Annotated in this window: 11 protein-coding genes; all 11 read left to right on the top strand. The window is 69.7% G+C overall.

From position 1 onward, the window contains the following. Window positions 1–70: 70 nt before the first annotated feature. Window positions 71–2,167, top strand: a complete 2,097-nt coding sequence (locus P2PM1_RS25455; RefSeq protein WP_371636640.1) for a UDP-N-acetylmuramoylalanyl-D-glutamyl-2,6-diaminopimelate--D-alanyl-D-alanine ligase — start codon at window positions 71–73, stop codon at window positions 2,165–2,167. A gap of 13 nt (window positions 2,168–2,180) precedes the next feature. Beyond that, window positions 2,181–3,266 (top strand): phospho-N-acetylmuramoyl-pentapeptide-transferase, encoded by a 1,086-nt coding sequence (gene mraY / locus P2PM1_RS10910; protein WP_186387339.1) that lies wholly within the window; start codon window positions 2,181–2,183, stop codon window positions 3,264–3,266. Between the two features lie 4 nt (window positions 3,267–3,270). Next, entirely contained in the window at window positions 3,271–4,671 is a 1,401-nt protein-coding gene (gene murD / locus P2PM1_RS10905) for a UDP-N-acetylmuramoyl-L-alanine--D-glutamate ligase (RefSeq protein ID WP_186399080.1), read from the top strand. Further along, entirely contained in the window at window positions 4,671–5,828 is a 1,158-nt protein-coding gene (locus P2PM1_RS10900) for an FtsW/RodA/SpoVE family cell cycle protein (RefSeq protein WP_186387341.1), read from the top strand. The genes murD and P2PM1_RS10900 overlap by 1 nt, the downstream gene beginning before the upstream one ends. A 10-nt stretch (window positions 5,829–5,838) precedes the next feature. Continuing rightward, a complete protein-coding gene (gene murG, locus P2PM1_RS10895) occupies window positions 5,839–6,984 on the top strand; it encodes an undecaprenyldiphospho-muramoylpentapeptide beta-N-acetylglucosaminyltransferase (RefSeq protein WP_186399079.1) in 1,146 nt (381 codons plus the stop codon). Then, on the top strand, window positions 6,981–8,402 hold the full coding sequence (gene murC / locus P2PM1_RS10890; RefSeq protein ID WP_186399078.1) for a UDP-N-acetylmuramate--L-alanine ligase: 1,422 nt from the start codon (window positions 6,981–6,983) through the stop codon (window positions 8,400–8,402). The genes murG and murC overlap by 4 nt, the downstream gene beginning before the upstream one ends. Then, entirely contained in the window at window positions 8,399–9,382 is a 984-nt protein-coding gene (gene murB / locus P2PM1_RS10885) for a UDP-N-acetylmuramate dehydrogenase (protein ID WP_186399077.1), read from the top strand. Before murC ends, murB begins: the two co-directional genes overlap by 4 nt. Then, window positions 9,375–10,304 carry a D-alanine--D-alanine ligase gene (locus P2PM1_RS10880; RefSeq protein WP_186399076.1) on the top strand — a complete coding sequence of 310 codons (930 nt, stop codon included), beginning with the start codon at window positions 9,375–9,377 and terminating at the stop codon, window positions 10,302–10,304. Before murB ends, P2PM1_RS10880 begins: the two co-directional genes overlap by 8 nt. Then, on the top strand, window positions 10,301–11,203 hold the full coding sequence (locus P2PM1_RS10875; protein WP_208984950.1) for a cell division protein FtsQ/DivIB: 903 nt from the start codon (window positions 10,301–10,303) through the stop codon (window positions 11,201–11,203). The genes P2PM1_RS10880 and P2PM1_RS10875 overlap by 4 nt, the downstream gene beginning before the upstream one ends. 32 nt (window positions 11,204–11,235) lie before the next feature. Beyond that, the gene (ftsA, locus tag P2PM1_RS10870) at window positions 11,236–12,522 is read left to right on the top strand and encodes a cell division protein FtsA (protein ID WP_208984951.1); all 1,287 of its coding nucleotides are present in this window, start codon (window positions 11,236–11,238) and stop codon (window positions 12,520–12,522) included. A gap of 114 nt (window positions 12,523–12,636) precedes the next feature. Then, window positions 12,637–14,235: cell division protein FtsZ (gene ftsZ, locus P2PM1_RS10865; RefSeq protein WP_186399075.1), on the top strand; the 1,599-nt coding region annotated here is incomplete at its 3' end.

Below are 14,235 nucleotides of genomic sequence, written 5' to 3'. Positions count from 1 at the left end.
CCTGTTCGACGAGGACGAGCGGATCGCCGAGGGTCATGAGGTCGAGGCCCACGAGGCCGATATCGATGAGATGGCCGACGGGGATGCGGGCGATGCCGCCGCGCCCGGCGCGCCGTCGATGGCGGACCTGCTGGCGAAGGAACTGCTGGCGCGACACAACGATGACCTGGCCGACGCGGCGCCGGGAGAGCCGGATTTTCCGGAGTTCCTGCTGTCCGAGGAGGATCTGCTGGGCGAACCGGCGGAGGCCGGCGACGGCGAGACTACGCTGGACGCGGAGGGGGAGCTGCAGGACGGGGAGCCAGCGGAGGAAGAGCCAGCAGAACCGGATCTGACAGAAGACGACCTCGCCGAAGACGACTTGACCGAGGCGGACCTCGCCGAGGCCGACCTGACAGAAGACGACCTGGCCGAGGACGAGCCGTTCGCCGACTGGTGGCCCCCGCACGATCTCCCGGATGCCTTGGCCGCCGAGCCGGCGGCGCCGGACGAGGTCGAAGAGGCCGCCGCCAGCGAGCCGGACCTCCCGGCGGAGGCAGAAGAGGCAGAAGAGGCTGGGGCCGCGCTTGAGGCAGAGCCTGAGCCTGAGCCTGAGCCTGAGCCCGAGCCTGTGCCCGTTCCCGCGCGCGCGGTGGCGGTCCATCCGGCCTTTGTCGCGCCGGCCGTGCCGGTGTTCACCGCGCCGGCTGCGCAGACGGTCAAGCCGATGCCGGTGGACCGCGAGCCGGTGGAGGCCGAGCCCGACCGGCCGCTGTGGTACCTGGAAGAGATGGTCGCGGCGACCGGCGGCGAGCTGCGCGGCGCCGACAGTCCCCATATCACCGGCGTTTCCATCGACAGCCGCAGCATCGCGCCCGGCGAGGCCTTTGTGGCGATCGCCGGCGAGCGGTTCGACGGGCACGACTTCGCGGCCAAGGCCTGCGAGGCGGGCGCCGCCCTTGCCATCGTCGCGCGCGAACGGGTCGACGCGCTGCCGCCGCAGGGGCGCTATCTCGTCGTCGAGGACCCGCTGGAGGCGCTGCGCGACCTCGGCCGGGCCGCGCGGGCGCGCAGCCGCGCCCGCATCGTCGCGGTGACCGGCTCGGTCGGCAAGACCAGCACCAAGGACATGCTGAAACTGGCGCTCGACGCATCGGGCCGCACCCATGCGCCGGTCGCCTCCTTCAACAATCACTGGGGCGTGCCGCTGACCCTGGCGCGGATGCCGGCGGACACCGAGTTCGGCGTCTTCGAGATCGGCATGAACCACCCGGGCGAGATCACGCCCCTGGTGCAGATGGTGCGCCCGCATGTGGCGGTGATCACCACGGTGGAGAAGGTGCACCTGGAGTTCTTCGGCTCGGTCGAGCGCATCGCCCAGGCCAAGGGCGAGATCTTCCTCGGCCTGGAGCCGGGCGGGCTGGCGCTGCTCAATCGCGACAACGACCAGTTCGACCTCCTGACCTATCTGGCCAAGGCGGCCGGGGTGCGCCGCATCGCCACCTTCGGCCGGCTCGGGCCCGCCCATGTCCAGGCCGAGCGGATCTCGGCGCAGACCGGCTGCACCTCGATTTCCGGCCATGTCTTCGACCAGCAGATCACCTACAAGGTCGGCGCGCCGGGCACGCATCTGGTCACCAACAGCCTCGCCGTGCTGGGCGCGGTGGCGGAACTGGGCGGCGACCTCGCCCGGGCCGGCATGGCGCTCGCAGCCTTCCGCGCGCCGAAGGGGCGGGGCCAGCAGGCATTGCTGCGACTGCCGAGCGGCCGCGCGACGCTGATCGACGAGAGCTACAACGCCAATCCGGCCTCGATGCGCGCGGCGCTGCACCTCCTGAAGGAAACCCCGATCGAGCGCAACGGCCGCAGGATCGCCGTGATCGGCGACATGCTGGAGCTCGGCGAGGCCGAGTTGCGGCTGCATGCGGCCTTGAGCGCGGCGGTTGCCGAATCCGGCGCGGATCTCGTCTACTGTGCCGGACCGCGCATGCATGCCCTGTGGGACGTGCTGCCGAAGCACCAGCGCGGCGCCTATTCCGAGGAGGCGGCGGGCCTGAAGCCGCTGATCGTCGAGGATATCCGTCCGGGCGACGTCATCATGATCAAGGGATCGCTGGGCACCCGGATGGGGCCGCTCGTCGAGGCCCTGAAACGCGAATTCCCCGTCGAGGACGACGGGGCCGAATAGGAACGCTGTATCGATGCTTTATTTCCTCGTCGCGTTTTCCGACCAGTTCTCGGCGCTGAACGTGTTCCGCTACATCACGTTCCGCACCGGCGGCGCCATCATGACGGCGCTGCTGTTCATCTTCCTGTTCGGGCCGATGATCATTTCCTCGCTGCGCCTGCGCCAGGGACACGGCCAGCCGATCCGCGCGGACGGGCCGCAGAGCCATCTGCTGACCAAGAAGGGCACGCCGACGATGGGCGGCCTGATGATCCTGTCGGGGATGATCGTCGCGACGCTGCTGTGGGCGAACCTCGCCAATCCCTATACCTGGATCGTGCTCGGCGTGACGGTCGGCTTCGGCGCCATCGGCTTCTACGACGATTATCTCAAAGTCACCAAGGCGACGGACAAGGGCTTCAGCGGCCGCAGCCGGCTGGGGCTGGAATTCGTGATCGCGGGCTTCGCCGCCTGGTGCGTGACGCTGCTGGAAGTCGGCGCGCACGGCACCTCGATCGGCTTTCCCTTCTTCAAGGACCTGGCGTTCAACCTCGGCCTGTTCTTCGTTCCCTTCGCCGCCTTCGTGATGGTCGGCGCGGGCAATGCGGTGAACCTGACCGACGGTCTCGACGGTCTCGCCATCGTGCCGGTGATGATCGCCTCGGCCTCGTTCGGCCTGATCGCCTATCTGTCGGGCAACGCGGTCTTCGCCGAATATCTGCAGATCCACCACGTTCCGGGTACCGGCGAACTGGCGGTGCTGTGCGGCGCGGTGATCGGCGCCGGTCTCGGCTTCCTGTGGTTCAACGCCCCGCCGGCGGCGATCTTCATGGGCGACACCGGCTCGCTGGCGCTCGGCGGCATGATCGGCGCGATCGCGGTGGCGACCAAGCACGAGATCGTGCTGGCGATCATCGGCGGGTTGTTCGTGCTGGAGGCGGTTTCGGTGATCGTGCAGGTCGCCTCGTTCAAGCTCACCGGCAAGCGTGTCTTCAAGATGGCGCCGATCCACCATCATTTCGAGCATCTCGGCTGGACCGAAAGCCAGGTGGTGATCCGCTTCTGGATCATCGCCGTGGTTCTCGCCCTGGTCGGCCTCGCGACGCTGAAGCTGAGGTGAGGCGATGATCGCGGTCAGCGGGTTCAAGGGCAGGCGCGTTGCGGTCTTCGGTCTCGGCGGATCGGGGCTGGCGACGGCGCGCGCACTTGCCGCCGGCGGCGCCGAGCCCGTGTGCTTCGACGACGGCGAGGCCGGACGCGAGGCGGCGCGCAAGGCGGGGCTCACCGTTGCGGACCTGCGCCAGGAGGACTGGTCGCGGATCGCCGCCTTGGTGCTGGCGCCGGGCGTGCCCCTGACCCATCCGCGCCCGCACTGGAGCGTGGAGCTTGCCCGCGGCCATGGCGTCGAGGTGATCGGCGATGTGGAACTGTTCCTGCGCGAGCGCCGGCGGATCGCTCCGGACGCGCCGCTGGTCGCCATCACCGGCACCAACGGCAAGTCGACGACGACGGCGCTGATCGCCCATATCCTGACCTCGGCCGGGCGCGACGCCCAGATGGGCGGCAATATCGGCGTGCCGATCCTGGAGCTGGCGGCGCCCTCGCCCGCGCGCATCCATGTCATCGAGTGCTCGTCCTACCAGATCGACCTTGCGCCCTCGCTCGACCCGTCGGTCGGCATCCTGCTCAACATCACGCCGGACCATCTCGACCGGCACGGCACGCTGGAGCACTACGCCAGCGTCAAGGAACGGCTGATCGCCGGGAGCCGGCTCGCCGTGGTCGGGGTCGACGATCAGCACAGCGTGGCGGTCGCCGAGCGGGCGGCGCGCGCCGGCACGCCCGTGCGGCGGATCAGCGCCCGCCATCCGGTGGCGGACGGCGTCCACGCGGAGGGCAGCGTGCTATGGCTGGACGAGGGCGGCGCGCAGAGCGTGTTTGTCGATCTGGCGCCGATCCTGTCGCTGCGCGGCGCGCACAATGCGCAGAACGCCTGCGCGGCCATCGCCGCCTGCCGGGCGCTGGGGCTGCCCGCGGATGAGATCCGCGCGGGGCTCGCCAGCTTTCCCGGCCTTGCCCATCGCATGGAGATGGTGGCGCGCGCCGGGCGGGTGCTGTTCGTCAACGACAGCAAGGCGACCAATGCCGATGCGGCCGAGCGGGCGCTGGCGAGCTATGCGCGCATCTACTGGATCGCCGGCGGGCGGGCCAAGGCGGGGGGCATCGACAGCCTGCGGCCGTGGTTCGGCCGGATCGCCAAGGCCTATCTGATCGGCGAGGCGGCGCAGGACTTCGCCGCGACGCTGGCCGGCCATGTCGAGACGGAGATGTCCGGCACGCTGGCGGCGGCGGTTGCCGCTGCGGCGCGCGATGCGGCACGCGACGGGGCGGACGAGCCGGTGGTGCTGCTGTCGCCGGCCTGCGCCTCCTTCGACCAGTTTCCCAATTTCGAGGCCCGGGGACGGGCATTTGCCGAGGTCGTGCGCGGGATCGTCCCGCAACAGACCGGACAGGAGATCGCGTGATGGTCAGCCGTGCCGATCGAAGCCCCTTCGCCGAATGGCTTTGGACTGTCGACCGCCTGCTGGTCGCCGGGTTCATCGTGCTGATGATCGGCGGCATCGTGCTGTCCTTCGCGGCGAGCCCGGCGGTCGCCGAGCGGCTCGGCATCGACAGCTATCACTTCATCAAGCGGCAGGCCTTCTTCCTGGTGCCGGCGCTGGCCCTGATGCTGGCGATCTCGGCGCTGAGCCCGCGCTATGTGCGCCGCGCCGCGCTGCTGCTGTTCATCCTCTCCATGGTGCTGATGGTGGCGACGCTGTTCATCGGCATGGAGGCCAAGGGCGCGCGGCGCTGGATCAACATGCTCGGCTTCTCGATCCAGCCCTCGGAGTTCCTGAAGCCGGCGCTGATCGTGCTGGCCGCCTTCCTGATGGCGGAGGGCGGACGGCGGCCGGAAGTGCCCGGCACGCTGCTGTCGACGCTGCTCTTCGTGATGTCGGCGGCGCTGCTGGTCGCCCAGCCGGATTTCGGCCAGACCATGCTGATCGCGCTGGTCTTCGCGGCGCTGATCTTCCTGAACGGCCTGTCGTGGCTCGCCATCGTGCCGCTCGGCGTGCTCGGCCTCGGCGGCCTCGTCTCCGCCTATATGATGCTGCCGCACGTGCAGAGCCGCGTCGACCGCTTCCTCGATCCGGGCGCCGGCGACACCTATAATATCGACCGCGCCATCGAGGCTTTCGTGTCGGGCTCGTGGTTCGGCCGGGGGCCGGGCGAGGGCACGATCAAGCGGATCCTGCCGGAAAGCCATACGGACTTCATCTTCGCGGTGGCAGCCGAGGAATTCGGCATCGTCGTCTGCCTGCTCCTGCTGCTGGTCTTCGCCTTCGTGGTGCTGCGCGGCCTGCGTCATGCGGCGCAGGACAGCGATCCGTTCGGGCGTCTGGCGACGGCCGGCCTGATCGTGCTGTTCGGCATCCAGGCGGGCATCAACATGGCGGTGAACCTCAACCTGATGCCGGCCAAGGGCATGACCCTGCCGTTCATCTCCTATGGCGGCTCGTCGCTGCTGGCGATGGCGATCTCGATGGGCTTCGTGCTGGCGCTGACCCGCCGGCGGCCGCAGGCCTCGCGCTCCGACAGCGTGGTGGTGTCGCGCCTGTCTCCAGCGCATCTGTCGTGAGCGGGGAACGATGTCTCGTACCATCCTGCTCACGGCCGGCGGCACCGGCGGCCATCTGTTTCCCGCGCAGGCGCTGGCGGCCGAACTCGGCCGCCGCGGCCATGTGGTGGAGCTGGCGACCGATGCCCGCGTCAGCGACTTCGGCAAGGAGTTTCCGGCGCGCGCCGTGCATGTGATCTCCTCGGCGACACTGTCCGGCAGGTCGCCGCTGGCGCTCGCCCGCACCGCCCTGAAGCTCGGCAGGGGCCTGATCCAGGCGCGGCGGCTCATCGTCCGCCTGCGCCCGGACGCGGTCGTCGGCTTCGGCGGCTATCCGACGTTTCCGCCGATGTTTGCGGCCTTCCTCGGCGGCGTGCCGAGCGTGCTGCACGAGGCCAACGCGGTGATGGGCCGGGCCAACCGGATGCTGGCCGGCCGGGTGACGGCGGTGGCGACGAGCTTTCCGCTGGTCGATGGCGACGACAGCCGGTTCGCGGCGAAGTCCGTGCGCACGGGCAATCCGGTGCGCGATGCGGTGATCGCCGCGAGCGGGCGCGACTATGTCGCAGCCGGCCCCGGCGAGACCTTCCGCCTGCTGGTGTTCGGCGGCTCGCAGGGCGCGCGCTTCTTCAGCGATGCGATGCCCGGCGCGCTCGAGCGGATGAGGGCCGAGGAGCGGGCGCGGCTGGAGCTGGTGCAGCAGTGCCGGCCGGAGGACATGGCGCGCATGCGCGAGGCCTGCGACCGGCTCGGCGTCAAGGCGGAGCTCGCCAGCTTCTTCGCCGACATGCCGGAGCGGATCGCCGGTGCGCATCTGGTGCTGTGCCGCTCGGGCGCGTCCAGCGTCAGCGAGTTGGCGGTGATCGGCCGGCCCTCGATCCTCGTGCCGCTGCCGCATGCGCTGGACAACGACCAGGGCCGCAACGCCGAAGTGCTGGCGAGCGCCGGAGGCGCATGGCCGGTGCGGCAGGCGGAACTCGACGCCGAGCGGCTGGCGGGCCTCATCGGCGAGCTGATGGCCGCGCCCGAGCGTCTTTCCGCGGCGGCACGGGCGGCGCGTGCCGCGGGACATCCGGACGCGGTCGGCCGTCTCGCCGATCTCGTCGAACACGTCGCGAGCGGAGCGCCGGTTGGCGCCCTTGCGGCCCATCTCGATCAAAGAGGAAGCGCATCATGAAGATGCCCCAGGACCTCGGTCCGGTTCATTTCATCGGCATCGGCGGCATCGGCATGAGCGGCATCGCCGAGGTGCTGCATATGCTCGGCTACACCGTGCAGGGCTCGGACGTTTCCGACAGCGCCAATGTCAAGCGGCTGCGCGACAAGGGCATCGCGGTGACCGTCGGCCATGACGCGGCCAATCTCGGCGAGGCGCGCGTCGTCGTCGTCTCCTCGGCGATCAAGCGCGACAATCCCGAGCTTGCGGCGGCGCGCGAGCGCTTCCTGCCGGTGGTGCGGCGCGCCGAGATGCTGGCCGAGCTGATGCGCTTCAAGCAGGCGATCGCCATCGGCGGCACTCACGGCAAGACGACGACGACCTCGATCATCGCGGCGGTGCTGGATGCCGGCGGGCTCGACCCGACGGTGATCAACGGCGGCATCATCAACGCCTATGGCACCAATGCGCGGATGGGCCAGGGCGACTGGATGGTGGTGGAGGCGGACGAGTCCGACGGCACCTTCGTCAAGCTGCCGGCGGACATTGCCGTCGTCACCAATATCGATCCGGAGCATCTCGACCATTACGGCGATTTCGACGGGGTGCGCGACGCCTTCCTGCAATTCGTCGAGAACGTGCCGTTCTACGGCTTTGCCGTGATGTGCCTCGACCACCCGGAAGTGCAGGCGATGGTCGGGCGCATCGAGGACCGGCAGGTCATCACCTATGGCCAGAACCGCCAGGCGGACGTGCGCTTCTTCGACCTGAAGACGGAAGGCGCCAGTTCGATCTTCAAGGTCGAGCTCCGCGACCGGATTTCCGGCAAGACAGAAGTGATCGAGAACATCGCCCTGCCGATGCCGGGCCTGCACAACGTCTCCAACGCGACGGCGGCGATCGCCGTCGCCTGGAAGCTCGGCATCGACGGCGACAGCATCCGCAAGGGACTGGCCTCGTTCCGGGGCGTGAAGCGGCGCTTCACCCATACCGGCAGCGCCGACGGGATCGAGGTGTTCGACGATTACGGCCATCATCCGGTGGAGATCCGGGCGGTGCTGGCGGCAGCGCGCGCGGTGGCGCCGGGCAAGGTGGTGGCGGTGGTGCAGCCGCATCGCTACAGCCGGCTGGAGAGCCTGTTCGACGACTTCGCCACCTGCTTCAACGATGCCGACCATGTGGTCTGCGCGCCGGTCTATGCGGCCGGCGAGGCCCCGCGCGAGGGCATCACCCATACGGCGCTCGCCGACGGCATTCGCGCCAGCGGCCATCGCAGCGTGCATGTGATCGGCGGCGAGGAGGAGCTGGCGGCGAGCGTGGCGCGGATCGCCGAGCCGGGCGACTATGTCGTCTGCCTTGGCGCCGGCAACATCACGCAATGGGCGCAGGCTCTGCCGGCGCGGCTCGCCGACGCCCGCAAGACCGGGGGCAGGGCATGAGCTGGCCCGACCTCGTCGCCCGTCACGGTCTCGACCGGATCGGGCTGCGCGGACGGCTGACGCCGAACCAGCCGCTGTCGGCCGTGACCTGGTTCCGCGTCGGCGGCCCGGCGCAACTGCTGTTCCAGCCGGCCGACACCGACGATCTGGCGCTGTTCCTGAAAGCTCTGCCGCCGGAGGTGCCGGTGCTGCCCATCGGCCTCGGCTCCAACCTCTTGGTGCGCGACGGCGGCATCGAGGGCGTCGTCGTGCGGCTGGCGGCCAAGGGCTTCGGCACGGTCACGGTCGAGGAGGACGGGGCGATCCGCGCGGGCGCGGCGGTGCCGGACAAGCGGCTCGCCGAGGCGGCGGCGGAGGCCGGGCAGGGCGGCTTTGCCTTCTATGCCGGCATTCCCGGCGGCATCGGCGGGGCGCTGAGGATGAATGCCGGGGCGCATGGCAGCGAGACCGCCGAGGTGATGGTGGAACTGACCGGGGTGACGCGGGTCGGCGAGATCGTGCGGTTGAGCCGCGACGACATGGCCTATCGCTACCGGCACAGCGCGCAGCCGGCCGACACGATCTTTACGCAGGCGCTGTTCCGCGGCGTGCCGCGCGAGCGCGAGGCGATCCGCCAGGAAATGGCCGAGGTCAATGCTCACCGGGAGGCGGCGCAGCCGATCCGCGAGAAGACCGGCGGCTCGACCTTCAAGAATCCGCCGGGGCACTCGGCCTGGAAGCTCGTCGATGCGGCCGGCTGCCGCGGCTTGCAGATCGGCGGGGCGCGGATGTCCGACATGCATTGCAACTTCATGATCAACACGGGCGAGGCGACCGGCCACGACCTGGAGCTGCTCGGCGAGACGGTGCGCGCCCGGGTGCTGGAGACCAGCGGTATCGCGCTGGACTGGGAGATCAAGCGGCTCGGCGTGTGGGCGGCGGAGCAAAGCGTCGAGCCGTTTCTCGGCAAGCGGATCGCGGAGGCGGCAAGCGATGGCTGAACGCAAGCATGTGGCGGTGCTGATGGGCGGCTGGTCGTCCGAGCGCTCGGTGAGCCTGAAGTCGGGCGAGGGCTGCGCGGCGGCGCTGGAGCGCTGCGGCTACCGGGTGACGCGGATCGACGTGCAGCGCGACATCGCCGCGGTGCTCGCCGACCTGCGCCCGGACGTTGCCTTCAACGCGCTGCACGGGCCGTTCGGCGAGGACGGCTGCATCCAGGGCGTGCTGGAGATCCTCGGCATTCCCTACACCCATTCCGGCGTCGCGGCCTCGGCTCTCGCCATGGACAAGCAGAAGGCCAAGGCGGTGATGAAGGCGGTCGGCATTCCGGTTGCCGAGCACCGGGTCGTCCACAGGCTGGAGGCGGCGCGCGCGCATGCGATGCCCCCGCCCTATGTCGCCAAGCCGGTGCGCGAGGGCTCGTCCTATGGCGTGCTGATCGTCAAGGACAATGCGCCGCACCCGCCGCAGGAGCTCTATCGCGACGACTGGCCCTATGGCGACACGGTGATGATCGAGCGCTACGTGCCGGGGCGCGAACTGACCTGCGCGGTGATGGGAGACGTGGCGCTGGGGGTCACCGAGGTGATGCCGCTGGGACACGGTTTCTACGATTTTGACGCGAAATATGCGCCCGGCGGATCACAACACATCCTGCCGGCGGAAATTTCACCATTTGTTTACCAAGAAGTACAGAAACTTAGCCTACGGGCGCATCAGGCACTCGGTTGCAAGGGCGTGTCGCGGGCGGACTTTCGCTTCGACGAACAACCCGGCGGCGGCGGCGAACTGATCTGTCTTGAAGTGAACACTCAGCCCGGAATGACGGAAACCTCGCTTGTGCCCGAGATCGCGGCCCATGCGGGACATTCATACGAAGAGCTGACCAGTTGGTTGGTGGAGGACGCAAGTTGCGGACGATGAAGGCAAAACGGGGTGAGGACATGGTCCTGCCGATCGAGGCGGCGCTGGCGCCGCGCGGTCGCGGCGTGCCCCGTTTGCACCGCCGCCCGCTGTGGCGCGCGGCCGGCATCCTGCAGGATCTTCCCGAGTGGACGGGCACGGCCGGCGCGCTGGTCTTCCTGTCGGCGACCATCTTCTATGCCCTGGCCGTCGGCGGCTACGCCCGCACGGTGAGCGAATCACTGACCTCGGCCGCCGGTTTCGAGATCGCGGCCGTTAAGCTCTCCGGCCAGCGCGAGACGACCGAATTCGAGATCCTCGAGGCGCTGGAGATCGAGCAGGGCACCTCGCTCGCGCTGTTCGACGCGGCCGCCGCACGCGAGCGGCTGGCGCGCATCCCCTGGGTCGAGACGGTGTCGGTGCAGAAGCTCTATCCCGGCACCCTGCAGGTGCGCATCGACGAGCGCGAGGCCTTCGCCCTGTGGCAGCGCGGCGACCGTCTGTCGGTGATCGACGCGAGCGGCCGGGTGATCAGCGACGAGGTCGACGGGCGCTATGCCAATCTCCTGATGCTGGTGGGCCACGGCGCGCAATATCGCGGCGACCGGATCCTGGCGGCGCTGGAGAAGGTGCCGGAGCTGCGGCCGAGGGTGCGCGCCGCGCGCCTCGTTTCCGACCGGCGCTGGGACCTGCTGCTGGAGAACGGCATCACCGTGCGGCTGCCGGAGACGGACGTGCCGCGGGCGCTTGCCGACCTGATGCGGCTGGACGCGGAGACCGGCCTTCTGACCCGCGACATCACCGTCGTCGATATCCGCCTGCCCGACCGGGTGGTGGTGCGCCTGAGCGGCGAGGCGATGGAGCGGCGCGAGAACGAGCTCAAGTCGCGCAGCCCCCGGCGTTCGGGAGGCAATGCATGAGCCGCCGATCCGCCCCGATCTATCTGCCGCGCATGCGGCCGCTGCCGAGCCGCCGGGCCGTCGTCGTCTCGGTGCTCGACATCGGCTCGACCAAGGTCTGCTGCCTGATCGCCAAGCTGAGCCCGCGCAACGACGACTGCGTGCTGCCGGGGCGTACCCATTCGATCGAGGTGCTGGGCTACGGCTACCAGCGCTCGCGCGGCCTCAAGTCCGGCGTCGTCGTCGACATGGACGCGGCCGAACAGGCGATCCGCCTGGCGGTGGACGCGGCCGAGCGCATGGCCGGGCTGACGGTGGAATCGCTGATCACCAACGTCACCTGCGGCCGGCTGACCTCCGAGATCATCACCGCGAGCGTCGGGCTTGCCTCGGACTCCGTCTGCGAGGCGGACATCCAGCGGGTGCTGTCGGCCGGCAGCGCCCATACGGTGGCGGACGGGCGCGCGGTCATGCATGCGCTGCCGATCGCCTACACGCTGGACGGCAATCGCGGCATCCGCGACCCGCGCGGCATGATCGGCCGCCGGCTCGGCGTCGACATGCAGGTGGTGACGGCCGAGGTGGCGCCGGTGCGCAATCTCGAACTGTGCATCAACCGCGGCCACCTCACCGTCGAGACGATGGTGGCAACGCCCTATGCCAGCGGCCTGTCCACCCTGGTGGAGGACGAGGCGGAGCTGGGTGTCGCCTGTGTCGACATGGGCGGCGGCACCACGACGCTGTCGGTCTTCGTCGAGGGGCAGATGGTGCATACCGACGCCATCGCCGTCGGCGGCCATCACGTGACGATGGACATCGCGCGGGCGCTGTCGACGCGCCTTGCCGATGCCGAGCGGATCAAGACGCTGCAGGGTTCGGCGCTGCCGAGCCAGGCCGACGAGCGGGATCTGATCTCGATCCCGCCGGTCGATGCGGACAGCGACCTGCCGCACCAGATCCCGCGTTCGATGCTGACGCGGGTGATCGTGCCGAGGGTCGAGGAAATCATGGAACTGGTGCGCGACAGGCTCACCGCCTCCGGCTTCGCCGGGCGGGTGGGCAAGCGCATCGTGCTCACCGGCGGGGCGAGCCAGCTCACCGGGTTGAGCGAGGTGGCGCGCCGGGTTCTCGGCCGCCAGGTCCGGCTCGGCCGCCCGCTCGGCGTCGCCGGACTGCCGGAAGCGGCCAAGGGACCGGCTTTCGCCGCCGCCGTCGGATTGCTGATCTACCCGCAGGTGGCACAGGTCGAGCAGTTCGAGCCGCGCGGCGCGAACACCAGATGGACATTCGGATCGAGCGCGCTGGCGAGGGTCGGCAACTGGATCCGGGAGAGTTTCTGAGGCGGGAAACTGCCTCGGGAAGCGTCGGGTCGCACAACCCCCGGCGCAGGACGAGGGAACTGAGGGTTTGAGTGAAAGCTCCGGCAACGGACTTTCGAGGGTCGCGAGGAAGCCATGACCATCAACTTGAAAATGCCTGATCTGCAGGAACTGAAGCCGAGAATCACAGTGTTCGGCGTCGGCGGCGCCGGCGGCAATGCCGTCAACAACATGATCCAGGCCGGCCTGCAGGGCTGCGACTTCGTCGTCGCCAACACGGATGCCCAGGCGCTGGCCAGCAACCACGCGGAGCGCGTCGTCCAGATGGGCGTTGCCGTGACCGAAGGCCTCGGCGCCGGGTCGCAGCCCGATGTGGGTGCGGCGGCGGCCGAAGAGGTCATCGACGAGATCAACGACCACCTGTCCGGCTCGCATATGGTGTTCATCACCGCCGGCATGGGCGGCGGCACCGGCACGGGCGCTGCCCCGGTGATCGCCCGCGCGGCGCGCGAGATGGGCATCCTGACCGTCGGCGTCGTCACCAAGCCGTTCCAGTTCGAGGGCGTGCGCCGCATGCGCATCGCCGAGGCCGGCATCACCGAGCTGCAGAAGGCGGTCGACACGCTGATCGTCATCCCGAACCAGAACCTGTTCCGCATCGCCAATGCGCAGACCACCTTCGCCGACGCCTTCGCGATGGCCGACCAGGTGCTCTATTCGGGCGTTGCCTGCATCACCGACCTGATGGTCAAGGAAGGCCTGATCAACCTCGACTTCGCCGACGTGCGCTCGATCATGCGCGGCATGGGCAAGGCGATGATGGGCACGGGCGAAGCCTCCGGCGAGAAGCGCGCCATGCAGGCGGCCGAGGCGGCGATCGCCAACCCGCTGCTCGACGAGACCTCGATGAAGGGCGCGCGCGGCCTGCTGATCTCGATCACCGGCGGCAACGACCTGACCCTGTTCGAGCTGGACGAGGCGGCCACCCGCATCCGCGAGGAGGTCGATGCCGACGCCAACATTATACTCGGCGCGACCTTCGACGAGAGCCTCGACGGCATCATCCGCGTGTCGGTCGTGGCGACCGGCATCGACAAGGAACTGCGCGACGATGTCTCTCCGGCGGAAGCGCGGATGGCCGAGCTGACCGAGCGCCTCAAGACGATCTCCGATCCGGCGCCGATGGTGCGCCCTAGGCCGGCGGCCGCCGCGGCACCGCGCCCGGCCGCACCGGTTCGCCCGGCCGCAGTGGAGAAGATCGAGCAGGAACTGGAGATCCCCGAGCCGGTGCAGGCCGCGACCGATCCGGAGGTGGAGATCGCCCGTTTCTCTCCCGCTCCCGGCATGATCGGCACCGGTGGTCCGCTGGCTGATCTGGACGAGGCGGATCTCGCCGAGCCGGTTGCCGATGCGCCGGTCGTCGAGCCCTATATCCCGCCGGTCGCCGAAACCGTCACGCAGCCGGCGCGCATGCCCTCGATCGAGGACTTTCCGCCGGTGGCGCAGCGCGAGATGCGGGCCCATGCCCACGCCCGCGCGGCGGAAGAAGAGCCCCATCACGGCGAGGACCGCCGGCCGATGAGCCTGCTTCGCCGCCTGGCCAACGGCCTGAGCCGCCGCGAGGAAGAGGACGACATGCCGGCGATGCCGGTCGCCGATGCGGCGCCCGCTCCGCGCCAGCCGCAGCCGGCCCCGCGCCCGGCGCCCGCCGCCCAGCCGCGCGCCGCCATGCCG

The organism is Stappia sp. P2PMeth1 (assembly GCF_900185735.1).
Classification (GTDB): domain Bacteria; phylum Pseudomonadota; class Alphaproteobacteria; order Rhizobiales; family Stappiaceae; genus Stappia.
This window is presented reverse-complemented; position numbering and strand designations above follow the sequence as displayed.